Raw genomic sequence first — 25858 nt, 5'->3', positions numbered from 1 at the left:
TCACTTCCCCTTTGGAATTTCATTGGGTCTAGCCGGTCGAACTACACCTTTCCCCACAAAGACCGTGCCGTCCGGAGCCACGTTAATGGTCGTCTCTTTAACATTCGGACGCGGTATTCCCCCGTGATCTTGCCCGGAGCCACGATACTGCATCGAGGTTCCGTCGCCGTTATACGTGGTGTACTGTCCGTCAGGTCCAGGCCGCTCTATGATTGTATGGGGTAATCCCTCGGCTTCCTGCAAAGGGGCAGGTGGCTTGTTTCGTGATTTCCCATTCGTATTAGAATTACTGTTAGCATTTTCGGCGTTTCCGCTGTTCAACATCACGTTCCCGGGCCCATAGCCGGCCCCTCTCGACTGGACCGTCGGCCCGCCCGCCCCTTCGCCAACGAATACCAATCCCGGACTCGCCGTAGGCGGCTTACCGCCACCAAACCCACTAATCGCGTTCAGCCCGTTCGCTATACCCTGAAATATCAGATCAAGCGCTGTCGTTTTCTTCCGGGGCGTGCCTTGCCCACTGGCCTCTTCAAGCGTGTCCGTATCCGTGTGGTTCCACTGGTTGTACAGGTTCACATTCGAAGCAGTAGCCGCGCCCGCTGTTCCTCCGACCAGCCCACCCAACGCACCAATGAGCAAGTTCCCTGACACCTTTCCGGCAAGGGTCGAATCCGTCGCACCAGCCACCGCATTTGCGGCCTGCTTCGTCTGATCGGCTAGCAACGCCGCCAGTCCTGCTCCAGCTGCACCCTGCGCCGCGCTCCCGACTCCGCCGCCACCCAAGCCACCGATCAGCGCACCGCCTGCTATGTGCAGATAAAGTCGGTTAGTTCCGCCTTCGTCCCAAGAATCCGCTTCGGCTTGATAGGCGGCTTGCGCCGTCGTATCGCCTGCCAGCTTGGCCGCATCGGCAGCGTGTTGGGCTTCCTTCTGCTTCATATCCGCGTAAGCGCCGATGCCTTGCGCGACGACCTGTCCTGCAGCTTGCGCAGCGTTCATCGTATCGGCTTGCTTATCCAGCAGATTCTGCACGTCCGGTGTTTTCGAAACCGTTCCGTTCAGGTTCGACGTGTCGCGGTTCAGGTTTGCCACGTCTTGCGTCTGGCCCGCCGGGTTAGTGATATTGATCGTGCCCACGCTCACGCCGCTTCGTGTGGTCGCGTTTTCACTACCACTATCCGACTGCGAAATCATCGGCGTCACGCCACCTGCGCCGCTGACCGATCCCGGTCCGATCGACTTCCCGGTGACACCAACGCCTGCGCCCGCGCTAAAACCACTGCTATCCGCGTTGTAGGTCGAATGGTTTTCGATATCCCGATAGGTCAGCGTACCGGTCGTCAGCGTGTTTTTCGACGGATCGGCTGTGCTGGCGATCGCCGCGCCCGTCAGGTCCGTATTGCCCTTGACGTTTACATTGAACCCGCCCTCACCTGCCTGAATCCCGGCCTGTTCGTTCACGGCCGCGTAATTGCCGTTCGCGTTTCCGTGCGACGAACTGAAGCTGGCACTCCCCCCCATCGTGCTGACGCTGATGCCGCCGCCCGCGCTACTTTGATGCGCGCTACTGACGGTCGTGTCCTGCACGCTGCGCATGTTCAGATTGCCGCCCACGTCCGCAGTGACGGTGCGGCCCGATACGGTCGAGCCGATTACATTCGTATCACCACCGCTAACAAGCGTCACGCTATTCGAACCGGTTACGTGCGAGTTGTTCTGCATCACCGCATCGCTGTTGCCGTCACCATGTGCGCGCGACATGGCGGCCGACACCCCGATACCGTTCGTGCCGATCGACACGCCGACGCTAGCGCTCGATGACGAATTCGAACTGCGCGTCGAATCGGTGTTCGTCGTGTTCTGCACGTCAATCTGATTCTTCGCGGCCAACAGCACATCGTTGCCGGAAACGTTCGAACCGGCCACCGTGATATTGCCACTACCAGGCGCGCCGTTGCCGGTCGCAATCAGCGATGTAGTGCCGCCAGCGCTGACGCTCGATCCGCGTTGCGTAGCCTGGTTCTCCGACGTATCGAGTCTGCTATGACTCGATCCGACGCTGACTTGAACGCCGATACTCGGTGTACCACCGCCCGCAAGCGCACCGCCTGTCAAACCGGCCACACCCATTGCTGCATTACCTGCCGCTGCAATCGCATGCAGGGCCGTCGCCCGACCGTCGCCGCTTCCGCTCTTCGCTGCCTGCGCTTGTTGGTAAGCGCCGTTGATCGCATCGCCAATGCTACCCGACAAGCCGAGCGTGACGCCACTGCTACTGGTTGTCTCGCTATGGGTCCTGTTGCTGGTATCGGTTGCCGAATCGATCACGACATTCGACGCTATGCCGGTCAAATTCTTCCGGGCGATCAAGTCGCTACCTGTCACGTGCAACGTATCGCCAGCCTTGATAGTCAAATCGCCATTGAGCGAGCCCACCGTGCTCGCGTTGTTCGTGACAGAAGAAGCATGATCCGTATCTTTCTTCGTTTGCGTGCCAATACTCACGCTCAAGCCGCTGGTTCCAATACCCGAATGCGTTTCGTGATAGTAGCTGTCCTGCGTAACCGTATCCTTGGACGTGGTGATATTGACGTCGTTCGCCGCCGAGAGATTGACATCGTTCGTCCCTACCACCGTGCTACCTTGAACGGTCAGGTCACGGCCTGACTGAATGTTGACCGTATTACCCGACACGGTGCTGCCGACACCGACATTCGCCTGCGTATTCTGCATCGAATCGGTTTTCGTGCTGCTGACGAAGCTGCCGCGTTGGACCTGCACCGACTGGTACTTGTCGTGTTCCTCGCGGGCCTCGTTCACCGTGACGTTGCCCGTTGCAACGATGTTCGCCGCACCAGTACCGTTCTCAACACCGTTCGTCATGCCCGCCGTCAGCGACGAACCTGTCAGCGTGACGTTGCCTTTCGACACATCGGTGCTCGCCGCCCCGAGCGCCGCATTGCCGCCTGCCGTGAATTGCGTGCCAACAGCGTGCTCGTCGTAGTTGTGATCAACTTCCTTACGCGTCTTGCTGTCCGCCGCCACATTGTCGAGCTTCGCGGTATCCGTGACCGTCGTTGCCGTCAAATTCCCGCCTGCAAGCGCAGACAAGTCTTTTCCGGCGGATACAGTCGCGCCCTTCAGCGTCATGTCGTTGCCGCTTTGCATCCCCAAGCTGCCGCCTGCGGTGATGCCGTTCGTTACGTTCTTCGTCGTGGATTCTTCCCAATGATGCTGATCATTCAGATACATCGATTGGTTCGTCGTGGACTGAACCGTATCGACGTTGATATCCCGACCCGCCGTCACCAGTGCATCGCCGCCCGCCGACAAATTCGCGCCGTGAATGCTCAAATCGCGCGCGGCGTGAACGGACAGATCACCCGTTGCCGCAATCGTGCCTTGCTGGCCAATCAGACTCGTACTGACCTTGCTTGCGCCCGACGTGCCGGTTGCGCCAACTGTGTCGACCAACGTTGTATTGACAATATCGCGACCGGCCGACACTGCGACCCGATTGCCGGTAATCATCCCCGACGCATTCACGACATCATTGCTCGCCGAAACGACCGTCGTGCCGTTCGTGCCGCTGCTCGAAATCGCACCGCCACGATTCAAAATATCCGTCGCCGTCAGGACCGTTTTCGTTCCGCCCTTGATCACGCCGGAATTCGTTGCGCTACCCGTCGCATGAATTTCCACATCGTCCGCCGCGATCAACGCGCCAGTCGGTTGCAGGTCGTTCGCGTGTGTCTGCGCCATGTAGACGACAGGCGCCAGCACGTGCGTCGTGCTGCCGTTCGGCAACGTTACCGTCTGATCGACCAGCCATACGATATCGCTCGTCAGCGCATCCATCTGCGCGGCCGTCAGCGCCATCCCCGGCACCAGGCCGAACTCTTTTGCGTAGTTCGCCCCGTTCGTCATCAGCGCACGATATTCATCCTCGGCACTCGCGTAGCCCGGCAAGAACGTGCGCCCCGTCAGTTGCGTGATCTGATTGCGCACCATCTGCTGCTCGTACATCCCGTCACCCAAGCGCTTCTCGATACTCGCCGGATTCAGGTTCAACTGGCCGAGCATGTAGTCGCTCGAAATGAAGTTCGTATAGCTCGTCAGGCGTGGATCGGTCACGATCAGATACGGCTGGCCAGGTGCGTCGTGAATCGAATAAAGACCGCTCGTCGGCAACGTGATCGGCAGTGCGCCCGACGCATTCGCGACCGATTGCTGTGCGCCAACCGGTGTCGATGAGCCGCCTGCGGCTCCAACCGGCGTCAACTTGCCACCGGATACGCCCTCATTGGTCGAATTATTTCCAAGCGTGCCGCCGGTTGCGCCAGTCGAAGAATTCTGCGCGGCAACGTTCTGGTTGTTGACATCCTTTGCGTCGATGATCACCGACTGGTTGGCGATGATCGTGCCGCCCGTGCCGCCGATGGCAACCGGTGTATACACCTTCGAAGGCTGAACGATCGTGCCGCGATCCTGCGTCGTATCCTCGTTCCACGCGTACATCGATACGATGTTGTCGGTCTGATACTGATACAGCGTCCGCCCGACGTTGTTCACGACCGTGCCACCGTAGCTGCCTGAACCTGCACTGCCGGACACATCCGAATCGCCGATCTTGATCGACCCGCCCGCCGCAATCGAACTGTATTCGTTGTTGATCGTGCCGACGTTCTTCATCACGATGTTGTTGCCTGCCACGAGTTGCGCTTGCTGCGCCTGGCTTGCAATCTTGTCCTGCTGAACCGTGGTCGTCGTGTCGCGCCAGATTTCGACACGCTGATAGCCATTGTGGCCATCGCTACGCGTCGTGTATTCCGTATCCGGAACGTAGTTGACGTGCGGATCGTACGCATCCCAGTAGTTGACCGTCACCGTACCGTCCGCGTGGGTCGTCAGCGTGTTGTAGTAAATCGTCTGCTGCTTGCCGTTCACGTTCACGACCAATACCTTGTCGGTCGCGTTCGGTCCGGACGTTTCCGATACAACCTGCGAAGGGCTATAGGTGGAGGTGAGCGGCGTCTTGTAGCCGTTCACCCACATTGCCTGCGAGCACCCGCCGTTCGGGTCCGCATTCATCGTCGCGCACACGATGTACTTCTGACGCTTGGTTTCGTGTTTACTCGTCGTGCTCGTGGTTTCAGTGGTCACCACCGGAGCCGGACGCGTGTTCGTGAACGTACCAGCCGCGAGTTCGATACTGCCTTGTGCTTCGATCGTGGACTGATCGTTCAAGACATTTTGCGTACGGTTCGCGAGAAACCCGTCCGCGTCGCGCTGACCGTTCGCGGCGATATTGATGTCGCCAACGCTGAAGACATTCGCGCCGCCCGTGTTCGACAACTGGTTGGACGCGTACAAATTCACCCGTTCGGCTGCGGCGATCACCGCCGCTGCACCGGTATTGGTGATCGTGCTCGCATTAGCGGTCACTTCACGGCCGATGATCGTCGCGGTGTTGTTCAGCGTCGTGCTGTTGGTCGTAACCGTATCGCCTTCGATGCGACCTGCGTTATCGATCGTGCCGCCGTTGGCATTGATTGTCGTCGTGCCGGAATTCAGATCGGCGCCCGCTTGGTTCTCCACGGTCGCGGCATTCACCGTCAGCGCGCCGTTGGCATCCAGCACGCCTTGGTTCGTCAGCTTACCCGACGTGGAAAACGTGAGGTCGCCGTTTGCGTGCAGCTTGTTCGCCATGGTCTGCGTGTAGTCGCTACCGAGCGTCACCGCACCGTTTCGGCCTGCTACGATCGATCCGTCACCGCTCAACGCGCTCGCGGTCAACGTCAGGTCCTGATCGCTGCCGATAACGCCGTTCTGGTTGGCAAACGTGCCGGTCTGGATTGAAATACTGCCGCCGCTGCCTGCGTCGTTGCCGATTTTTCCGGACTTGTTGTCGATCGACGCCGTGTTCAACGACAGTGCGCCGTTTGCACGAATCGATCCGGCCTGATTCGACAACGCAGCGTTTGCCGCGCTCAGCTCGAGGTTGTTCGCGGCCGACAGCACGCCACTCGCATTATTCACGTTGTTTGTGACGTTCAAGGTCAGATCGTGGCCGGAAAGCGTCTGACCGCCTTGTGCATTCGTGAGCGTTTGGGTGGTCAGCGTAACATCGCCATTACCGCCGATCGTGCCCGCTCCCGCTTTGCCGGACGCGTTCGTGTTCGTGATCGATGCACCGCCGTCGATCGTCGTTGCACCGCTGCCGATATTCGCGATACGTCCGTCGCTGTTGTCGACGTTGCTCCCCGACAGCGCGAGCGTCGAATTCGTGCCGTTCGCTTCGATTTGCCCTGCGCTGTTGTTGATCGCGCCTTGTGCTCGCAGCGACAGATTCCCGTTCGCCTGAACAAGGCCGGCTGCATTCGTGATTGCGCCGTTCGACTGTACCGAAAGCGCTTGTCCAGCCAGCAGCGATCCGCTGGAATTGTCGACGCTGCCCGCCGACACGGAAACGGCTCCGTTGCCGCCAATCGTACCGCCCGCCGTATTCGTCAGCGCATTTGTCGTCCCAACCGACAGCGCGCTCGTGCCCACGTTTTTAAGCGAGCCGCCATCATTGGCGAGACTGTCGGCCGTCACGGAAACGCCGTTGTTCGCTTCGAGCGTGCCCGCACGGTTATCGACAGCGCCTTGAGCCTTCAGCGTAATGCTGTCCGCACCGATGTAGCCGCCCGCATGGTTATCGAGCGACTGCACATCGAGCGTCGCCTGTCGCTGCGCGGCGAGCGTACCTGCGCTATTCGATACGGCTGCAGCTTTCAGGCTCAACGCGCCATTGGTCGCGATCGTGCCGCTTTGGTTCGACAAAGCGCCGGTCGAAATCGACAGCGCACCGCTTCCGGCGTGAGTAATTTTCCCGTGGTCGTTGATCAGCGTCGCGGGCGTCAGGTTCAGGTCGGTGCTGTTGGTCTGAATAACGCCGTTGCTTGAATTATCAAGTGTGTTCGAGACGGCAACATTCATTGCGCCGGTCCCGGTTTGTGTAATGGTGCCGCCGTGGTTCGATAAATTCGTCGCCCCGAGCGACAACTGCGCTGCCTGTACCGAACCCGCATCGTTGCTCAGCGTCGCGGCATTCACGGTCGCGAACTGTCCGGCCGTGATGCTGCCCGAACCGTTCGTCAACTGCGCACCCGCTTTGATCACTGCGTTTTGCGCAGCCGACAACGTCCCGCTGCCGTTGTCGAGGGATTGCGTGTCGACATTCAGATTCGTTTGCGCACTGACCGCGCCACGGTTCACGACGCTGCCCGATTGAATCGCCACGCCGCCGTTGCCACCAATGACACCGCCTTGGGCGCCAAGTGCGGTCGTACCGGCAGCATTCGTCAGTTGCCCCGTCGTGGCAATGGACAGACCGTCCGAATTCAGCGACGTCACGCGACCTGCGCTGTTGTCCAGCGAGCTTGCCGAAATATTCATTCCGGCCGCGCTCTGGATCGTGCCCTGGTTGTTCGCGATTGCGCCGCCGCGCACCTGCATCGCACTTTCAGAAACCAGCGTGCCGCCCTGATTCGCGATTGAGCCGTTCGACTGCACGTTCAGCGGACCTTGCGCCGAGATCTTGCCGCTTTGATTCGAAATGCTGCCTGCGGTCAACGTTGCGTTGGCTTGGCTCGACAGCGTGCCGCGATCGTTGATCAACGCACCCGCTGCGTTCGCATTGAGCGCGCCCTGCGCACTCGTTGTCGCATTCGAGAGGTTCAAGTCCCCGGCGCTTGCGTTCAGCGACACGTTACCGTTCGCCCTCGTCTGGCTACCCGCGAGGCTCACGGCAGCACCTGAAATCGACGCGCTCCCGCCCGCAACGTTCTGCCCGGTCGCCGTCAATTGGCCGGTGCTCGACAGATTCAGATCGCCGCTTTTCCCGACGGAACCATCGCTATTGACACCTGCGCCCAGCATTCCCGTCGAATTGATGGTGCTCGCGTTGAGCGTCGTATTCTGTTGCGCTGCGAGCGTGCCGCTGTTCGACAACGTACCGGCTGCTGAAACGTTTGCACTCTGTTGCGCATACGTCGTGCCGCTGTTTTGAATACTATTTGCGGTTGCCGTGAGATTTCCGCTCGCAGTCGTCTTGCCCGTGAGTACGAGCTGGCCGTTGGATTGCAGCGTCAGGTCGCCCGCTTGTGCCGCGATCGTCCCGGCGTTCGCGACACCGACGCCGTTCTCGTTCGATATGAGAAAGACCCTGTTCGCGTACATGCCGCCGAGCTGGCTCACGTCGATTGCGATCGCCGGTGCCGCACCATCGCCAGAGATCGGCGTAGCCGCCAGCGTGTCGTGGTTGACTTGGTTCGCACCTGCGACGACGTTCAGATTCTTTGCGTAAATGGCTGCATTGGCCTGCACTGCACGCGAAATTAAGTCAACCTGATCGACATTCGATGCATTCAGGCCAGCACCGCTTACAGAAATCAGGCCGCGCGATACGTTGAATCCACCGAGCGAGCCGTCGGCACCGTAATACGGTGTGCCGGTCGTGAGAACGGCTTTCGACGTATTGATGAACCCGCCGCCGTCAACCTGAATACCGGCACTGTTCGACAGGATCACTTCGGCGCGATTGCCCGCGACCTCAACGTAACCTCGCAGTTGCGACGGCGCATTGCTGTTGACCTGGTTGACGATGATCCGCGCAGACTGGCCCGCACCGAAATTCGGGTTGCCGTTGATCATCCCCGCCTGTTGCGTGTTGACGATCGTCGGCGAGTTGTTCAGGATCGCGCCCGGCTTTTGTACGTCGAACTGGTTGTACGTGTTCACCGACACGCCAGCGCCTGACGGTGCGGCAATATTCACCTGCGGGATGCCGCTCTGCGTCTGAATGACATGAGTGCTCGTGCCCGGAGTCGGAGCGATTTGAGCGAAACTGAATAGCGGCACCCCAAACAGCAATGCAGCAGCCATCGCGATCGGCTGCCAAACGATCCGCAAGCGCGATAGCGCGCTCACGCCTTTGGAATTCCCGGCTGCATGCGGTGAACTACCGTTTTCCTGAACGACCATCATCGCGCCCCGCGCGCGATTGAACACAACCCGATAGCATTTCTTGTTCATTCTTCGTTGACGCGCACTGCGTTCCTGCTTGCAATCCGATTTGAATTCAGCGCCAATAGGACAGAACGTAATTCACTGTCTTGTCTTGAACGCGCTTGCAACGGATAGTCAGAACGACAGCGCCTCTCATGCGTGTCGCGATTGCGAGACGGCGCTCGCAGTGGGTCTCCTCTTATCCGCTGCGCGATCCTAGCAGAAGCAATCCCCGCACACTGTCAGAAATGATTAACGCGACACGAGGAGCATTGGCCTTCCCTGCTCCTGCAGGCGGAGATATTAAAAAATGCTGAAGAATTAATATTTTTATAATGTTTTCAGATTGTTAATTCTGAGGTGGGATGCAACTTTATTGGGATAGGTGCGACGCGGTTTTAGACACAGTGCCAATCGACCGAGCGCAGCTGAATGCTCCTGATATTGTTAGCCGAACCATTGCGAGATAAGCGGAGATCGCTCCGCGAAACTCGCTTGTCGACAATATATAAAAATCAAGATGGAAAATATGCGCTATCGAGCGCCGAAACCTGCAACGCTGGCCGCATCACTTCGACAACGTCGCCCGCACCGTATATTCGCCTTCCAGCCCGCCCTGCTCGGGCCGCACGAAATACCGCGACGAATCCAGATCGGCCGGCAGCGGCTCGACCGGATAACCGTGCTTTTCCCACGCATCGAGCCCGCCCTTCAGCGCGCGGATGTTGTGGATCATCTTCTTGCGCTGCATCTTCGCGATGAGCCGCTTCGCGGTGGCCTCGTTCGGGCACACGCAATAGACGACGATCGGCCGCTTCAACACTTCGGGGTCGAGCAGGTCCGGCGAATCGAGATCGACCGGCACCGCGCCGGCAATCCGGTACGGCTCGCGTTCGCGAATCGCCTTCGGCCGCGCGTCGAAGATCAGCGGCGGCTCGTCGGACGTCATCATTTCGACGAGCTGCGGCGGCGAGATGCGCACCTGCGCGAGATAGCGGCGGAACTGCACGCGGCGCACCCAGCGGTACAGCAGGAACGTGATGAAGATCGCGAGGAACGCGTCGAGGATCGTGCCGCCGCTCGCGCGCACCCACAGCACGAACTGGACAATCTGGTCGTGAATGGCCGCGCCGCCGATCAGCCAGAACGCCGCCCACAGCGACGCGCCGGCCAGATCCCAGAACAGGAACACACCGATGCCGATCGCGGTCGTGCCGAGCAGCGGCGCCGATACGAGGCCGAGGCCCGGCAGGAATTTCGACAGCACGAGCAGCGGCGCACCATACCTTTCGAATACGTTACGTGCGAAACGCAGCGTCGTGTCGAGCGACAGCGAGAAGCGCACGAGGCCGTTCAGCAGGCGCCGGCCACGCGTGCGGCCCATGAAGAACCACAGCGAATCGGCCAGCATCGTCGCGCCGATCGCCGCCGCGAACATGCTGACCCAGGACGCCTGCCCCATCGCCGCCATCGTGCCGCCGAGAATCAGCATCGGCACGGCCGGCACCGGCACGCCGAGCTGCGTGATCAACACGCTCGCGAACACGGCCCACGGGCCGAGCGACGATGGAATTGCGATGGGAAAGTGCCACACGGCGGCGCTCCTGGAAGACATGCGGGCCGCGCGACAGGGCCGTCGGTACGGCGGCGCAACGGCCGCCGCGGCATGTCCGCGACCAACCGGTGCATCCTGCGCATTCTAAACGGGTTTGGCCTCGGCCGCGCGGAACACGGGCCGTCCGCACGGGCTTTGCGCCCGGCGTGACGCGACCGTGACGGTCACACGTCCGGGCGCTGCGCGAGTTGCGCGACATGTTCCGCGTAGTCGGGAAACTCGGCCGCGAGCGCGGCCGCGTCCGCCAGCTCGAATTCCGAGAATTCGAACCCCGGCGCCACCGTGCAGCCAACGAGCGCGACGTGCTCCGGCGACGCGCAGCGCGCGCCGAACCAGCTGCCGGCCGGCACGACCGCCTGGAACACGGTGCCCGGATGCGTGAGCGGGTTGCCGAGCCGGTGGATCGTCAGCCCGTCGCGCGCGTCGAGCACCCACACTTCGATCGGATCGCCTGCGTAGAAATGCCAGACCTCGTCGGAGCGGATGCGATGCCACGACGAATACGCGCCGTCGCACAGCAGGTAGTAGATCGCGGTCGACGCGGCACGTGGCGCGCCGTCGGCCGGACGCACGACCGAATCGGTCGCGCGGTAGGTTTCACGGAAATAGCCGCCTTCGGGATGCGGCTGCAGGTCGAACTGGCGAATCAGGTCGGTCGCGGAAATCGGCATGGCGGATGACGTCGGTAAGGGTGAAAACCGGCATCCGGCGGGGTTGCACGACCCTCATTCTTGCGATCGCGTGCCGCCGGATGTCCCTGCGTCGATCGCCGCGGCCATGCGCGCGGCGAACAAGCGGACACCGGCCGATGCTGCCAGAACTGCGTGCCGGGAGGCAACCGCCGACGTGCAATCACGCACCGTCGAACGTACCGGTGGCACGGCGCAGTACGCCGATCACGCCCATGTGCGGTCAAGCACGCGGCGCCCTGCGGCCCGCCAATGCGCGGGGCAGGCAGCGTCGACCGCCGCACCGCGTCGCTTATGCGGCCGCCGGCGTCCCGCCCTCGGCGTGCCGCACCAGCAGCACGGGCCGGTCGGCCGCGCGCAGCAACGATTCCGCTACGCTGCCGAGCAACAGCCTGCGCAGGCCGTGCCGCCCGCTGGTGCCCATCACGACCAGATCGGCGTCGGCTTCGGCCGCCGTGCGCATCAGCACCGTCGCGATGTCCTCGCCGTACGCGTCGAGCGCGCGCACCGTGCCCCGCACATGCTGCTGCGCGAGCGCGGCTTTCGCGTCGTCGAGCACCGGCGTCGCGGCATCGGTCGCGGTGGCGTCGCCGTCGCGCTCGGCTGCGAAGCCGGCGTCGACGTCGACGAGTTGCGGCCGATGTTCGACGACGTACGCACACGTCACTTCGCCGCCGGACGCGGCCGCGATCCGGATCGCCTCGTTCAGCGCGAGACGCGCGCTCGGGCTGCCATCGAGCCCGACGAAAATCCGCTTGTACATGGTCCGTCCCTCCGACCGGGCGTGCGTCGCGCGTTGCGCAACCACGGCCCGTTACCGCGAGCCGGCCCGGCGCCGGCTTGCCTGCCGAACAGTCTGCCCCACGTGCCGACGCGTGCGTTGACGCGCGTCAAGCGTGCCCGGCGCGCCTGCTGCTGCCCGCCGTTTGCCGCAATTTCAACTGCCCCCATTACAAAAAACGTGTAAAACGCGCACAATTTCGTCCTGAAAATCATCGTTGCACGCAGCCGGTGCGAGTTTCCCCCCGGTTTTGCCGCGCTGCCCGCGTGCCCCGGCAGCCCGAACAACAGAATGGCCATCGAATGACCGTCAGTGGAACCCCGACGCGGGACGCCCGAGAGCCCACGCGCCTCGAGATCATGTTACGCCAGCCGCTCGCGGCCGGCGTCGTTGCGCTGTGCGCGGGCGCCGTGCTGTCGCTCGGCGTCGCGCTGCTCGTGCGCGAGCAGTGGCAAACCGCCGTTCATACGCGTTTCGAACGCCGGACCACGCACGTGACCGCGATGCTGCGGCATGAACTGCAGGCCGGTGTCGCCGTGCTCGAAGGTGCGCGCGGCGCGTTCGGCCTCGTCCCGGACATGACGCCCGGCCAATGGCGCCGGTATGCGGAGACGCTCGATCTCGACAGCGGCCGCTCGCCGGTCCGGCAGATCGGCTATGCGCCGCTGACGCGCGCGGCGCGCGGCGCGCTGGCCGGCGCGAAGCCGCTGCCGGCCGATCCGCTCGCGGCAGCGACGCTCAGCGCGCCCGTGTCGAACTCGCCGGTCGTGCGCTTCGGTGCGTCCGACGCGGTGCCGCTCACGCGCGCGCTGCGGACCGGCGATATCGCGCTCGGCGTCCACCCGGCCGACGACGACGCGTCCCGCGACGCCCGCACCCTGACGCTGTTCCTGCCCGTGACGAGCTCGCCGTTGGCCGCCGCCACGCCGTCCGGCACGCGGGAAGCCGGCGTCGACGGGATGCTGTTCGCGGCGCTGAGCCCGCGGCGCCTGGTCGAGCGTGCGCTCGACGCGGAACGCGGGATCGATCTGTGGATGACCGCCAGCGGCGATTCGCGCGCGATCGTCAGCGTCGAGACGACGACCGACGAAGCATCGGCGTCGCCCGACCTGATGCGGCGCACCGATGTGCTGAATTTCGGCGGCACCGCGCTGACGCTCGCCTATTCCGCGGACGGCCGGCCGAGCGCGACCGGCGCGCAGCGTGCGGCCGGCACCGTGCTCGCCGCCGGGCTGATCGCGTCGTTCGGGTTCGCGGCGCTCGTCCATGCGCTACTGCGCGGCCGCGCCGATGCGGGCGCGAGCAGTCGCGGCAGCCTCAACGAAGCGCGGATGATGGGCATCATCCGGTCGTCGATGGAAGCGATCATCACGATCGACGAGAAGCAGACGGTCGTGATCTTCAATCCGATGGCCGAGCAGGTGTTCGGCGTGTCCGCAATGGAGGCGATCGGCGCGCCGCTGTCGCGCTTCATTCCCGAACGGTTCCGCGCCGCACATGCGAAGCACGTCGACCAGTTCGGCGTGACGGGCGTGTCCGAGCGGCAGATGGGCCGCCAGCGCGTGCTGTTCGGGCTGCGCGCCAACGGCGAGGAATTCCCGATCGAAGCATCGATCTCGCAGATCCGCGACGCGTCGGGCAAGCTGTATACGGTGATGCTGCGCGACATCACCGAGCGGCTGCGGGCCGAGAACGCGCTGAAGCAATCGCGCGAGGAATTGCGCGAACTATCGGCGAACCTGCAGAACGTGCGCGAAGAGGAAAAGACCCGCATCGCGCGCGAGCTGCACGACGACCTCGGGCAGCAGCTCACCGCGCTGAAGATGGATCTGTCGGTCGTCGAACAGCAACTGCGCATGCCCGGCCGCGCGCAGCCCGACGCAGGCCTGCAGACGCATCTGCAAGGCATGCGGCGGCTGATCGACGCGACGGTCGCGTCAGTGCGGCGCATCGCGGCCGACCTGCGGCCGGTAATGCTCGACGACCTCGGCCTCGTGCCCGCGATCGAATGGCTCGCGAACGATTTCACGAACCGCTACGGGATCGATGTCGAGCGCCACATCGAAACGGGCGGCCTCACGTTCACCAGCACGGGCGCGACCACGCTGTTCCGGATCGTCCAGGAAGCGCTGACGAACGTCGCGCGCCATGCGGATGCGACGCGCGTGGCGTTGCGGCTCGACATCGAGGAAGGCTTTTGCGTGCTGCGCGTCGCGGACAACGGCCGCGGCGCGGCGCCCGGCGGGCCGGCCCACGAGGACAAATCGTTCGGCCTGATCGGCATTCGCGAACGCGCACACATGCTGGGCGGCACCGTGACCATCGATACCGCGCTCGCGCGCGGTTTCTCGATTACCGTCTCGTTTCCGCTCGGCACCGTTCAACAGGACACGCTCATCACATGATCAAGGTGCTCATCGCCGACGACCATACGCTCGTACGCGACGGTCTGCGGCACATCCTCCAGAACGCCACCGGATTCGAGGTGGCCGGCGAAGCCTTCGACGGCCCGTCGACGATCGCGCTGGTGCGGGCGACGCCTGCGCAGGTACTCGTGCTCGACCTGTCGATGCCGGGCCGCAACGGCGTCGAACTGATCAAGCAGATCAAGGACGAGAAACCCGCGCTGCGCGTGCTCGTGCTGACGATGCACGCGGAGCAGCAATACGCGGTGCGTGCGTTCCGCGCGGGCGCGTCCGGCTATCTGACGAAGGAAAGCGCGAGCGCGGAGCTGGTCGGCGCGGTCACGAAAGTGGCGTCGGGGGGCGTCTACGTGAGCCTCGCGATGGCCGAGCAGTTCGCGCAGAGCCTGAACGAGCCGGCCGAAACGCTGCCGCACCAGCGGCTGTCCGACCGCGAATTCGACGTGTTCCGGCGGATCGCCGCCGGCCAGACGCTGACCGAGATCGCGAACGCGTTGTGCGTGAGCGCGAAGACGGTCAGCACCTACAAGACCCGGATCCTGGAAAAGATGCAGATGCCGCACGAAGCGGCGCTCGTGCGTTACGCGATGCGGCACAAGCTGCTCGACGAAACGGACGACGTGTAACGGACGACGTCTGGCCGGCGTGGTGCGGGCCTCGGCAGGCCCGCGCATGACGCGTTACTTCGCGGGCACCGGGCACGCGAGGTCGCCTTCCTCGCAGGACAGATAGCCTTTCAGCGTTTCGGTGCGCACTTTGGTCAGATCGTCGAGGCAGGTCGATACGACCATCGGGTATGCACTGCCGCCCTCGGCATTTGCACTCGAGAAATGGCATTCGGCGTCGCGGTACGCGATCCACGCGCGCTGCGCGTCCACGAGCTTGTCGGCGAGCGGCCGCGCGCCGCGCAGGCGCGCGGTGACGGCCTGGTAGATCCGGTTCAGTTCCCCGTCGGATTTCTTGTACGCGCGATCGGCACACGCCGTCATCGTCGCCTGATCCGTCGCGTCCGCACAATTCGCCTGCGCATGGGCGACGCTCGCCACCAGCGCCAGCGAGCCCAGCAGACCGGTCAAGACACGCATGGATGCTCCTTTGTTGTTCGTTGAAGTGTGGAACCCGGCGCCTTGTTGCGCCCCGTGTGCATGGGCCGCGCCACCGCGGCGACATCGACCGCGATGCTAGCGCACGCGCGGCGGATTGTCAGCGGGTGCCGGGGTGACGCCCGAGACGCGATTTCGCCGGTTGTCGTGTTTTCCTGACGGCGAAAGCATCCGATCGCTGCGCATCATTGAGAAAGCCCGCACTCGGAACTGAACCGAGTGCGGGCTTTCTCGACAAACCTTCAGCCACGGTCCCCAAGGGCCGCGACACAACGGCCGACTTAGTGGCCGAAATACACCGACGAGCGGTCGCTGACGGCCGGCACGACCGCGCGCTGGCCCGACTGCGACGTCGCGATCGGGTTCGAACCGTAACCGGTTGCGTCGGCTTGCGCGCCCGTGTTCTGCGCGGCGGCGATCTTGGCCTGGGCGGCCTGGATGTTTTCCGGATAGTTGATCCAGTCGTTCGGGTTGTACCCGGCCTTTTCGAGCTGGACCAGCTCGGCGCGCACTTGCGCGCGCGTCAGCGGCTGTTGGTTCGATTGGGCGAACGAGACGACCGGTGCAGCCACGAGGGCGGCCAGTGCAACTGCCTTGATCAGCGATTTCATGATGCGTTACCTCCAGGATTGTTTTGTCAGGCGCTTCGGACTCGGGGTCGTTGCGCATGAGTAGAAGTCTAGGAGTCGCCGCTATCAGGGTAAATACTTAAATCGCAAATTCACTGTTGACCGAAACCGTACAATCGCGCGGGAATAACGTGATTCATCAGACGATTATCGACGCTCGCACACCGAATGCCACTCTTCGGCATCCGGCACGCTCGGCAGCGCGTCAGCGCGGGCGATCGGTATCCACCGACGCCATCTGCCTGTCGAACAGCAACGCCTTGAGGCGCACGCGATCGTCGGCATCGATGTCGCCGAACGCCGCATGATGCAACGTCAGCGCTGGGGCCGCCGGGTCGGCATGCACGGCCCGCACCGTGCCGTCGAGCGCCAGTTGCTCGACGCGGCCGCCGGTTTCGTACGGAAGCAGCACGCGCAACGGCTCGCCGGTGGCCGCGAGCGGCCGGTCGACGGCGATCGACAAGCCGCTCAGGCTGATGTCGTGCACCATTCCGATGCCTTCCGCCCCCTGCGCCGCGCCGCTGCAGCGGGCGGCGATGCGCACCGGCACGCGCGGCTCCGCGCGCGCGCGCAGCCGGTCGACGAAGCCGGGCGGCGACAGGATCATGAACGGCGCGGCGCCTGACGCCTGCACCGATTCGACCGTCGCGCCGAAACGGAACACCGCGGCAGCGCCGATCGCCACCGCTTCAACGTCGTCGCCGCGTGCGAACTCGAGCACGGCGGCGGGTAGCGGTTCGACGAACAGCGCGCCCGACGCACCGACACCGATCAGCCGGCAGCGTTGCAGCGCACGCGTCGTGCCGACCCGGCGGCGAATGCCGATCGCGGCGCCCGCCGACAAGCCCATGCGCGTGGCGGGCGCGCCCGCCGCCCCGGGCACGCTCGGCTCGATGCCGCTGCCCTCGCGTCGGCGTACGGGGTGGAAATGGTCGAACAGGAACGCATGCTGCGCGGCATCCTGCAGCGTCGTGCCGGCCGGCAGCAGCGCGGCACCGTCGGCGTCGTAGAGGTCGAAGCCGAGCGGGACGCCGGCGGAAAGATCGTCGCGCGCGAGCGCGACGTAGTCGGTGGAAAGCCGCATCGGAGAAGCGCGGAGCGACCGCGCGAGCTATCGTGACAACTTGATTACGGCAGCATCGCGCGGAATCTGAATGGCTTCGTTACTGCGACGCACCCGTGGCATCGGGCGACGCCGGGACCGGCACCGGCGGTGGCGGAGCCGGCACGGCCGACGGGGCGGCGCCGACGCCGGTGCTGCTTCCGCTCGTGATACTGGCGCCTGCCGGTGGCTGCGCAGACTGCGATGCGCTCGCCGACAGCGCCGCAGCCGACGCGGCCACTTCGGACGCCGGCACCCATTCCTCGACGATGCCGCCGGACGCGGCATCCGGCGCCGATGCAGCCGAAGCCGCCGACGCCGCCTCTTCGTCGGTCTCGGCCGGACGCTCGATACGCTGTGTCCTGACCGGCGTGGGCGCCTTCTTCGCCTCGGGCGGGAACCACGTGTCGAACAGGTCGGTCACGCGCTCGCGCAGCGATCCGAACCAGCCCGGCGACGGCTCGGTATCGAATTTCGCCTTCGTATCGACGATCCGGGCGCGCTGCGCGCGCTGGAAGAAATCGCCGACGATCGGCAGCGCGCTGTGCGCGCCCTGCCCCCAGTAATCGCTGCGCAGCGTCACGCGGCCGTCGTCGAACCCGACCCACGCGCCGGCGACGAGGCCCGGCTGCATCAGGATGAACCAGCCGTCCGCGTTGTCCTGCGTCGTGCCGGTCTTGCCGGCCACGTCGCCGCGGATCCCGAAGCGGGTGCGGATGCTGCCGCCCGTGCCGCGCGTCACGACGTCGCGCATCACGTCGAGCAGCGTCTTGTCGGTTTCGGCATCGAGCGCACGCTCGGGCGGCGCCGGTGCGTATTCGGCGAGCACCTCGCCCTGGCGGTTCTCGATGCGCGTGACCATCTGCGGCTCGACGTACAGCCCGCCGTTCGCGATCGTCGCGTACGACGCGACCATTTCCTTCAGCGTGACCGGGCTCGTGCCAAGCGCGAGCGACGGCACGCGTTCGAGCGGGCTTTCGCGCACGCCCATGTCGCGCGCGAGCCGCGCGACGGCGCCCGGCCCGACCTTCTCCATCACTTGCGCGGTGATCCGGTTGCGCGACAGCGCGACGGCGTCGCGCAGCGTCATCGGCTTGCCCGTAGGCGGCGCGTCATCGTTCGGTCGCCAGATCTCGCCGCCCTTCAGCGGAATCTCGACCGGCTGGTCGATGAACGTGTCCTCCGGCTTCATCCCGCTCGCGAACGCGGCGCCATAGACGAACGGCTTGAACGTCGAGCCCGGCTGGCGCCGCGCCTGCGCGACGTGGTCGAACGGCTCGCGCGTGAAGTCGCGGCTGCCGACCCACGCGCGGATCTGCCCGTCGCGCGGATCGATCGCGAGGAAGCCGGCCTGCACGTCGGTCTTCGCCTTGCACAGCGCATGCAGGAAGCCGCGGTCGGCCGCGAGCAGCTTCATCGCCGCCGCGTCGTCCTTGCCGGCGTCCTGCGCGGCCTTGTACTCGGGCGATTCGCGCATGAAGGTGCGGAACACCTCGTTGTCGGTGCCGCAGCCGTCGCGGCCGCTCCACGCGTTGTTCGCGATGCCCTGCAACTGATTGCCCTGCAGCGTGAGCGCCTGCGTCGCCATCTGCTGGAGCCGCGAGTCGATCGTCGTGCGCACGATCAGCCCGTCCGAGTAGATGTTGTAGTCGTTGCGGTCGGCCCACGCGATCAGCCACTTGCGCAACTGCTGCGCGAAATGCGGCGCCGGCCCGGGCGGCTCCTTCTGGCGCTCGAAGTCGATGCGCAGCGGCCGGCGCTGCAGCTGCGCGAACTGCGCCGGCGACAGCTTGCCGTACTTCACCATCTGGCCGAGCACCGTGTTGCGCCGTTGCAGCGCGCGCTCGGGGTTCAGCACCGGGTTGTAGTAGCTGTTGCCCTTCAGCATCCCGACGAGTGTCGCGCTGTCGAGCACGTCGAGTTCGTCGGCCGACTTGTCGAAATAGGTGCGCGCGGCCATCTCGACGCCGTACGCGTTGTACAGGAACGGCACCGTGTTCAGGTAGGTCTCGAGGATCTGGTCCTTGCTGTAGACGGCCTCGATCTTCAGCGCGGTGATCGCCTCCTTCACCTTGCGCGTGAGCGTCGGCGCACGGCCGATCTCGTCCGGGTACAGGTTGCGCGCGAGCTGCTGCGTGATCGTCGAGCCGCCCTGGCGGCTGCCCGAGAACGTATGGAGCGCGGCCGACGCCGTGCGCTTCCAGTCGAGGCCGTGGTGTTCGTAGAAGCGATGATCCTCGGTCGCGATCAGCGCGTCGACCATGTGCGGCGAGATCTGCTTGAGCGACACCCATTCGCGGTTCGACGGCTTGAATTCGGCCAGCAGCTTGCCGTCGGCCGACAGCACCTGCGCGGGCTGGTCGACGCGCGCCTTGCGGATGTCGCCGATGCCCGGCGTGAACGGGATCAGCGCGACCACGTACACGGCGAACAGCGCCGGCACGGCGGCGGCGGCGAGCAGCGCGCCACGGCGCGTCGGGTGGCGGACATGGCGCCACGCGGTGGCGGCGAGAGGCTTGACCCGCGCGACGGCGGCCGCCGCGACGGGTTGGGCGCGCGCGACCCATCTGGCACAGAAGGCACGCACTGACGGCACGTTTCGGCGATTCACGCGGGTGGAGCTCGGCTGAAAAGGCTGCATCGTACCAAACTCGCGCGGCCGTCCGGCCCGCGGCGGCCTTGGGCTGGCACACGCGGTACGGTGTTACGCCGGCGCTCACGCAAAAAAAGGCGCGTGTCCGGCAATCGGAGCGACGCGCCAAACCTGGTACCACAACCGGAACGCCGCGCGACGGCGGCGTGCCCCGCGCCGCGGCTCAGCGCACGAGAAATCCGTACGTGAGCGGATCGCGCTCGTCGACGATCCAGTTCGCGAACCCGCAGATATGCGCGCTGCCTTCCACTTCCGGGATCACGGCCGGGATGTCGCCGACCGTCGTTTCGCGCAGCACGCGGCCCTTGAAGACCGTGCCGACGATCGATTCGTTGACGAGCGTGTCGCCTGCCGCGAGCAGCCCGCGCTGGTAGAGCTGCGCGACGCGCCCGCCGGTGCCGGAGCCGGTCGGCGAGCGGTCGACCTCGCGATCCGCGAACACGCAGCAGTTCGCCTGCGTCGAGCCCGCGTGGCGCGGCGCGTTCGCGATGATCGTGCCGTAGATATGGTTGATTTCCGGGATCTCCGGATGCGCGACCGGATATTTCGCGTTCGCGGCCGCCTTCACCTCGGCGCCGAAGCGAATCAGTTTCTCGACTGCCGATTCGCGCACCGGCAGGTCGAACGGCGCGCCGTCGACATAGAAATAGAACGCGCCGCCATACGCGATGTCGCCGGTCACGGTGCCGAACGACGGCGTGTCGACCGACACGTCGCGCTCCCAGATGAACGACGGCACGTTGACGAAGCGCACGGGCCCCGCATGCTCGCCGTCCCACCGGACGAACGCCTCGATGAAGCCGCACGGCGCGTCGATGCCGACTCGCGTCTCGGGCACCGTGCGCTGCACCCAGCCGAGTTCGACGGCCGCGGTCGACAGCGCGATCACGCCATGTCCGCAATGGTCGCTGTAGCCTTCGTTGTGCACGAAGATCACGCCGAAATCGGCGTTCGGCGACACGGGCTCGGTCAGATAGCCGCCGTACATGTCGGCGTGGCCGCGCGGTTCGAACATCAGCGCGCGGCGGATTTCGTCGGCGTGTTCCTTGAGCCACGCGCGGCGCTGGACGATCGTGTCGCCGGGCAGGCGCGGCAGCCCGCTCGTGACGATGCGGAACGCCTCGCCGCCGGTGTGCACTTCGACGGTGGACAGGGATCGGGAAATTTTCATGGGGGATCGGGTGCGTTGAAACGAAGGACGGCGGCCGGGCCGCCGTCCGGTGACGGGCCGTGCGGCAATTACTTCGCGTACGGTTCCGGCAGGCCGTTGCGGATCACGTAGACGGTGGTCGGCGCGCCTTTCAGGTCGCCGTTCGCGTCGAACGAATAGGTGCCCGCGACGCCCGCGTAGTTCGTCTTCGCGAGCTGCGCGATCAGCTTCGCCTTGTCGGTGGTCGTGCCGGCCTTGACCATCGCATCGGCGAGCAGCTTCATGCCGTCGTAGTAGTTGACGCCGTAGACCTGCGTATCGGTGCGATAGGCGTCGTGGTACTTCTTCAGGAATTCGCGCCCGGCCGGCGTCTTCTCGAGCGCGACGCCGCCCTGCGCGCAATAGACGATCGACGCGGCCTCGCCCGCGACCTTGCCCATGTCGGCCGAACAGATGCCGTCGCCGCCGAGCAGCTTCGCGCGCAGGCCGCGCTGCTTCATCTGCTTGGCCATCGGCGCACCCTGGGCCGCATAGCCGCCGAGGAAGATCACGTCGGGGTTGGCGGCCTTGATCTTGGTGAGAATGCCGAGGAAGTCGGTGGCCGACGAATTCGTGTATTCCTGGTCGACGATCTTGATCCCGTTCGCCTTCGCGACGTTGATGAACTGCTCGGCGACGCCCTGCCCGTACGCGGTGCGATCGTCGATCACGGCGGCGGTTTTCGCGTTCAGCGTCTTCGCGGCGAACGTGGCCATCGTGCCGCCGAGCTGCTCGTCGCTCGCGCCGATCCGGAAGATGTTCTTGAAGCCCTGCTTCGTCAGCGCCGGATTCGACGCGACCGGCAGGATCGGCACGCCGGCCGTCGAATACACGCGCGACGCCGGAATCGCGACGCCCGAGTTGTACGGGCCGAGCACGGCGACGACGCCCTTGTCGACGAGGTTCTGCGCGACCTGCACGCCGGCCTTCGGGTCGGCCTGGTCGTCTTCGGAAACCAGTTTGAACGTCACGGTCTTCCCGCCGACCTTCACGCCGGCCTTGTTGAGCTCGTCGATCGCGAGCCGCGCGCCGTTTTCGTTGTCCTTGCCGTTGGCGGCCTGCGGGCCCGTGAGCGGCGCCGAATGGCCGATCATCACGACTTCCTGCGCATGCGCGGAAGTCAGCGCGCCGGCGGCCACGGCCACCGAGAGCGCGGTCATGAGGTGTCGCATGGTGTCTCCTGATTGGTTTTGTGTGAAACCAATGTAGGACACGCGTGGTCACATCGCAAGCAATTTCAAAATAATTATCGGGATTTTGGTCACATTGAAGACCAAACCACTCCCATCATTTTGGCGCAATGTCGCGCCGCACGCGGCGAATGTGCTGTTCGACATAGAACGCGGCCGCATCGGCATCCCCGGACACGATCGCCTCGTAGATCAACCGGTGCTCGGACACGTACAGCCGGATCCGGCCCCCGTCGTAGATGCCATCGTCCTTCAGCCGCTTCCACAGCGGCTGGTCCATCGTCTTCGCGACTTCGTCCGCGATCTTCACGATCAGCGCGTCGCCGGTCATCAGCGCGAGCTGCCGGTGGAACAGCCGGTCGCTCTCGTTCCACAACGCGCGCTGGTGCGGATCGTCGACGTCGGTGATGGTCTCCATTTGCGCGAGATAGCGCTCGGCGCCGGGGTCGGCGCGGCCATGAGCGGCCGCGCGGCGCGCGATCGCGGGCTCGAGGATCAGCCGCACGTCGAGCGTCGACGTCGGACTGAAGTCGGCCTCGGACGCCGCGTGCGCGTCGCCGCGCTGTGCGAGCACGTCGAGCGGGGCCGCGACGACGTAGGTGCCCGAATTGCGCTTCGTGAACACGAGCCCTTCGTTCTGCAGCGCGCCGAGCGCCTCGCGCACGGCCGGCCGGCCGACCTGGAACAGCGCCGCGAGCTCGCGCTCGGACGGCAGCCGCGATTCGGCCGCGTAGCGCCCCGCGCGGATCTCGTCGCGGATCTTTTCGGCTACCTGCTCGTAGATCTGCAGCGGCCTGAAACCGCCTTCGAGTGAGTCGGGACGCGCGGACATCATCGTGTGGCTCCTGCCCGTTCGCGGGCGTGGATCTGGAATGGGTTCGCACTATACCGGAGCGGCGCGGGCAGCGCGGCAGCGGCGAGCCTTCTGGCCAGATATTAGAACCAAAATCACCGGCACGCTTTATTTTCTGGGTTGCCGACGCGCCAGCAAGTGGTATAGATTCGATCCACACTGCCCTGTGTCACGGTACCGGCAGACCTGCGGCTGGCGCGGCATGCGTCCGCCGTCCACGCTCACTGACCGCCAAGACGTACACGATGACCGCCTTCTCCCCGATTCCCGTTTTCGATGCGGCCGACACGGCCGCGCTGCTCGACTATCCGGCGCTGCTCGCCACGCTCAGGCAAGCGGTCGTCGAGTACGCGGCAGGCGACATCGTCAGCCCCGAACGCCTGGTCGTGCCGCTGCAACGCGGCGGCGTGATGCTGTCGATGCCGTCGAGCGCACACGATCTGGCGAGCCACAAGCTCGTGAACGTGTGCCCCGGCAACGGCGCACGCGGGCTGCCGACGATTCTCGGCGAGGTCACCGCGTACGACGCGACGACCGGCGAAATGCGCTTCGCGCTCGACGGCCCGACCGTCACCGGCCGCCGCACGGCGGCGATCACCGCGCTCGGCATCCAGGCGCTGCATGGCGCCGCGCCGCGCGACATCCTGCTGATCGGCACCGGCAAGCAGGCGGCCAATCACGCGGAAGCGCTCGCCGCGATCTTTCCGGACGCGCGCCTTCACGTGCGCGGCACGAGCGCGGACGGCGCGGCCGCCTTCTGCGCCGCCCACCGCGCGCATGCGCCGCAGCTCGCGCCGCTCGACGGCGACGCGATTCCCGATGCGATCGACGTGGTCGTCACGCTGACGACGAGCCGCACGCCCGTCTATCGCGACGCCGCGCGCGAAGGCCGGCTCGTGGTCGGCGTCGGCGCGTTCACCGCGGATGCCGCGGAGATCGACGCGAACACGGTGCGGGGCAGCCGGCTCGTCGTCGACGATCCGGCCGGCGCGCGCCACGAAGCCGGCGACCTGATCGTCGCGCAGGTCGACTGGCAGCACGTCGCGTCGCTCGCCGACGTGCTGAACGGCACCTTCGCCCGCGGCGGCCCGCTGCTGTTCAAGAGCGTCGGCTGCGCCGCATGGGATCTGGCCGCGTGCCGCACCGCGCGCGACGCACTGGCCGCGCGCCGCGCCGGCTGACCCGGCCGCGCCACCGTTCGCGCCACCGTGCGCGCCGCTCGCGCGGCATCGCATCGTCGGATTCACACCGGCGATTTCCCGTACGCGGTGTAGGAAACGCCCTACACCGCGTCGAAGCGGCCTACACGAAGTTCCAATTCGGCCGATTTCAATTTCGGCGGCGCAACACGATACTGCCGGCATGAATGCCAGCCTGTCACCCGCCGCACTCAGGGTGTTTCTCGTCGATCACGCGGTTGCCGTCCGCCAGCGGATCGCGCTGCTCGTCGGCGCGATTCGCGGCGTCGCCGTCGTGGGCGAAGCGGAAGACGGCCAGGACGCGTGGACGCATATCCGCAGCAGTCGCGCGGACGTGGTGATCGTCGACGTGCGGCTCGCGGACGGCAGCGGTCTCGACCTGATCGGGATGCTGTCGAAGGCCGCGCCGCGCATCGTCACGATCGTGCTGACGAACCACTCGGCGCCGGCATTCAGAGAGGCATGCGCGACGGCGGGAGCCGACTACTTCTTCGACAAGACCGTCGAATTCGACACCGCATGCCGTGTCATCGAATCCCTGGTGCACGCTCGCGTGCGCCGCCCCTGACGAGCCGGAGCGCCTCATGTCCACCGCCACCGCCTTCGCCGACGTATCCGTCGTACCCCGGCCGACGATTCCGCCGCGCCCGGCCGCGCGCGCCGACGCCGCCAAGCACCCGGCCGCACGCTGCTCGGCCTGCGCGATGCGCTCGATGTGCCTGCCGCCGCACCTGACGCCCGCCGAATACGGCCGCCTCGACGCGATCATCTGCACGACGCGACAGGTTCGCCAGGGCGACGCGCTGTTCCGCACCGACGATCCGTTCCAGAGCATCTACGCGGTGCGCGCGGGTTCGTTCAAGACGGTGATGATGCATCGCGACGGCCGCGAGCACGTGACGGGCTTCCAGATCGCCGGCGAAACGCTCGGGATGGACGGCATCGGCAGCGGCCAGCACTGTTGCGACGCGATCGCGCTGGAGGACAGCGTGGTGTGCATCATCCCGTTCGGCGCGCTCGAAGCCGCGTGCCGCGAGATCAAGCCGATGCAGCACTTCCTCTACCAGATGCTGAGCAGCGAGATCGTCCGCGAATCGAGCCAGATGCTGTTGCTCGGCACGATGTCGGCCGAGCAGCGCGTCGCGCATTTCCTGCTGAACCTGTCGTCGCGGTTCGAGGCGCGCGGCTATTCGGCGACCGAATTCAACCTGCGGATGACGCGCGAGGAAATCGGCTGCTATCTCGGGATGAAGCTCGAAACGGTCAGCCGGATGTTCTCGCGGTTCCATCGCGACGCGCTCGTCGAAACGCGCGGCAAGCGCGTGCGCATCATCGACCCGCAAGCGCTCGCGCGAGTCTGACACGCGGCGCCGCGCTGACA

Annotated in this window: 16 protein-coding genes; 5 read left to right on the top strand and 11 right to left on the bottom strand. The window is 65.2% G+C overall.

The genetic code is table 11. The features are described 5' to 3' along the window. The 4 genes from GJG85_RS18625 to GJG85_RS18610 form a co-directional block, all read right to left on the bottom strand. On the bottom strand, nt 1–9078 hold the full coding sequence (locus GJG85_RS18625) for a hemagglutinin repeat-containing protein (RefSeq protein ID WP_050011043.1): 9078 nt from the start codon (nt 9076–9078) through the stop codon (nt 1–3). A gap of 541 nt (nt 9079–9619) precedes the next feature. After that, on the bottom strand, nt 9620–10645 hold the full coding sequence (locus tag GJG85_RS18620) for a DedA family protein/thiosulfate sulfurtransferase GlpE (RefSeq protein ID WP_050011042.1): 1026 nt from the start codon (nt 10643–10645) through the stop codon (nt 9620–9622). Between the two features lie 185 nt (nt 10646–10830). After that, nucleotides 10831–11337 (bottom strand): cupin domain-containing protein, encoded by a 507-nt coding sequence (locus GJG85_RS18615; RefSeq protein WP_050011041.1) that lies wholly within the window; start codon nt 11335–11337, stop codon nt 10831–10833. Between the two features lie 310 nt (nt 11338–11647). Further along, the gene (locus GJG85_RS18610) at nt 11648–12118 is read right to left on the bottom strand and encodes a universal stress protein (protein WP_050011040.1); all 471 of its coding nucleotides are present in this window, start codon (nt 12116–12118) and stop codon (nt 11648–11650) included. A gap of 320 nt (nt 12119–12438) precedes the next feature. Between GJG85_RS18610 and GJG85_RS18605 the strand changes: the two genes are divergently transcribed. Continuing rightward, nucleotides 12439–14541 carry a PAS domain S-box protein gene (locus GJG85_RS18605; protein WP_050011039.1) on the top strand — a complete coding sequence of 701 codons (2103 nt, stop codon included), beginning with the start codon at nt 12439–12441 and terminating at the stop codon, nt 14539–14541. After that, nucleotides 14538–15185, top strand: coding sequence for a response regulator transcription factor (locus GJG85_RS18600; RefSeq protein ID WP_006479054.1), 648 nt, complete (start codon nt 14538–14540; stop codon nt 15183–15185). The genes GJG85_RS18605 and GJG85_RS18600 overlap by 4 nt, the downstream gene beginning before the upstream one ends. A gap of 54 nt (nt 15186–15239) precedes the next feature. Here the strand turns inward: GJG85_RS18600 and GJG85_RS18595 are convergent, their stop codons facing one another. The 7 genes from GJG85_RS18595 to GJG85_RS18565 all read right to left on the bottom strand — a co-directional run bounded on the left by GJG85_RS18595 (nt 15240) and on the right by GJG85_RS18565 (nt 23260). Continuing rightward, nucleotides 15240–15644, bottom strand: coding sequence for a lysozyme inhibitor LprI family protein (locus tag GJG85_RS18595; RefSeq protein ID WP_050011038.1), 405 nt, complete (start codon nt 15642–15644; stop codon nt 15240–15242). Between the two features lie 299 nt (nt 15645–15943). Continuing rightward, nucleotides 15944–16273, bottom strand: a complete 330-nt coding sequence (locus GJG85_RS18590) for a DUF4148 domain-containing protein (RefSeq protein ID WP_050011037.1) — start codon at nt 16271–16273, stop codon at nt 15944–15946. 223 nt (nt 16274–16496) lie between these two features. After that, complete coding sequence (locus tag GJG85_RS18585) at nt 16497–17375, bottom strand: PilZ domain-containing protein (protein WP_050011036.1); 879 nt, start codon at nt 17373–17375, stop codon at nt 16497–16499. 79 nt (nt 17376–17454) lie between these two features. Then, nucleotides 17455–20034, bottom strand: coding sequence for a transglycosylase domain-containing protein (locus GJG85_RS18580; protein WP_089489360.1), 2580 nt, complete (start codon nt 20032–20034; stop codon nt 17455–17457). Between the two features lie 175 nt (nt 20035–20209). Continuing rightward, the gene (lhpH, locus tag GJG85_RS18575) at nt 20210–21217 is read right to left on the bottom strand and encodes a trans-3-hydroxy-L-proline dehydratase (RefSeq protein ID WP_089489359.1); all 1008 of its coding nucleotides are present in this window, start codon (nt 21215–21217) and stop codon (nt 20210–20212) included. A 68-nt stretch (nt 21218–21285) separates the two neighbouring features. Then, nucleotides 21286–22407, bottom strand: a complete 1122-nt coding sequence (locus tag GJG85_RS18570; RefSeq protein WP_050011033.1) for a branched-chain amino acid ABC transporter substrate-binding protein — start codon at nt 22405–22407, stop codon at nt 21286–21288. Nucleotides 22408–22522: 115 nt separating this feature from the next. After that, a complete protein-coding gene (locus tag GJG85_RS18565; RefSeq protein ID WP_050011032.1) occupies nt 22523–23260 on the bottom strand; it encodes a GntR family transcriptional regulator in 738 nt (245 codons plus the stop codon). Between the two features lie 263 nt (nt 23261–23523). Between GJG85_RS18565 and lhpI the strand changes: the two genes are divergently transcribed. The 3 genes from lhpI to GJG85_RS18550 all read left to right on the top strand — a co-directional run bounded on the left by lhpI (nt 23524) and on the right by GJG85_RS18550 (nt 25838). After that, complete coding sequence (lhpI, locus tag GJG85_RS18560) at nt 23524–24459, top strand: bifunctional Delta(1)-pyrroline-2-carboxylate/Delta(1)-piperideine-2-carboxylate reductase (RefSeq protein WP_089489356.1); 936 nt, start codon at nt 23524–23526, stop codon at nt 24457–24459. A 181-nt stretch (nt 24460–24640) separates the two neighbouring features. Next, nucleotides 24641–25045 (top strand): response regulator transcription factor, encoded by a 405-nt coding sequence (locus GJG85_RS18555; RefSeq protein WP_050011030.1) that lies wholly within the window; start codon nt 24641–24643, stop codon nt 25043–25045. A 16-nt stretch (nt 25046–25061) separates the two neighbouring features. Beyond that, nucleotides 25062–25838: a helix-turn-helix domain-containing protein gene (locus GJG85_RS18550; protein WP_089489355.1), complete on the top strand. Its 777-nt coding sequence runs from the start codon at nt 25062–25064 to the stop codon at nt 25836–25838. The last annotated feature ends 20 nt before the right edge of the window (nt 25839–25858 follow it).

The organism is Burkholderia sp. MS389, assembly GCF_016899425.1.
Classification (GTDB): domain Bacteria; phylum Pseudomonadota; class Gammaproteobacteria; order Burkholderiales; family Burkholderiaceae; genus Burkholderia; species Burkholderia sola.
Note: the sequence above shows the minus strand (reverse complement) of the source record. Positions and strands in the feature narration are given on the sequence as shown.

Coding starts and splice junctions, on each gene's coding strand:
- GJG85_RS18625 (WP_050011043.1), bottom strand. CDS start 9,078: ATGAACAAGAAATGCTATCGGGTTGTGTTCAATCGCGCGCGGGGCGCG.
- GJG85_RS18615 (WP_050011041.1), bottom strand. CDS start 11,337: ATGCCGATTTCCGCGACCGACCTGATTCGCCAGTTCGACCTGCAGCCG.
- GJG85_RS18610 (WP_050011040.1), bottom strand. CDS start 12,118: ATGTACAAGCGGATTTTCGTCGGGCTCGATGGCAGCCCGAGCGCGCGT.
- GJG85_RS18605 (WP_050011039.1), top strand. CDS start 12,439: ATGACCGTCAGTGGAACCCCGACGCGGGACGCCCGAGAGCCCACGCGC.
- GJG85_RS18600 (WP_006479054.1), top strand. CDS start 14,538: ATGATCAAGGTGCTCATCGCCGACGACCATACGCTCGTACGCGACGGT.
- GJG85_RS18595 (WP_050011038.1), bottom strand. CDS start 15,644: ATGCGTGTCTTGACCGGTCTGCTGGGCTCGCTGGCGCTGGTGGCGAGC.
- GJG85_RS18590 (WP_050011037.1), bottom strand. CDS start 16,273: ATGAAATCGCTGATCAAGGCAGTTGCACTGGCCGCCCTCGTGGCTGCA.
- GJG85_RS18585 (WP_050011036.1), bottom strand. CDS start 17,375: ATGCGGCTTTCCACCGACTACGTCGCGCTCGCGCGCGACGATCTTTCC.
- GJG85_RS18580 (WP_089489360.1), bottom strand. CDS start 20,034: ATGCAGCCTTTTCAGCCGAGCTCCACCCGCGTGAATCGCCGAAACGTG.
- lhpH (WP_089489359.1), bottom strand. CDS start 21,217: ATGAAAATTTCCCGATCCCTGTCCACCGTCGAAGTGCACACCGGCGGC.
- GJG85_RS18570 (WP_050011033.1), bottom strand. CDS start 22,407: ATGCGACACCTCATGACCGCGCTCTCGGTGGCCGTGGCCGCCGGCGCG.
- GJG85_RS18565 (WP_050011032.1), bottom strand. CDS start 23,260: ATGATGTCCGCGCGTCCCGACTCACTCGAAGGCGGTTTCAGGCCGCTG.
- lhpI (WP_089489356.1), top strand. CDS start 23,524: ATGACCGCCTTCTCCCCGATTCCCGTTTTCGATGCGGCCGACACGGCC.
- GJG85_RS18555 (WP_050011030.1), top strand. CDS start 24,641: ATGAATGCCAGCCTGTCACCCGCCGCACTCAGGGTGTTTCTCGTCGAT.
- GJG85_RS18550 (WP_089489355.1), top strand. CDS start 25,062: ATGTCCACCGCCACCGCCTTCGCCGACGTATCCGTCGTACCCCGGCCG.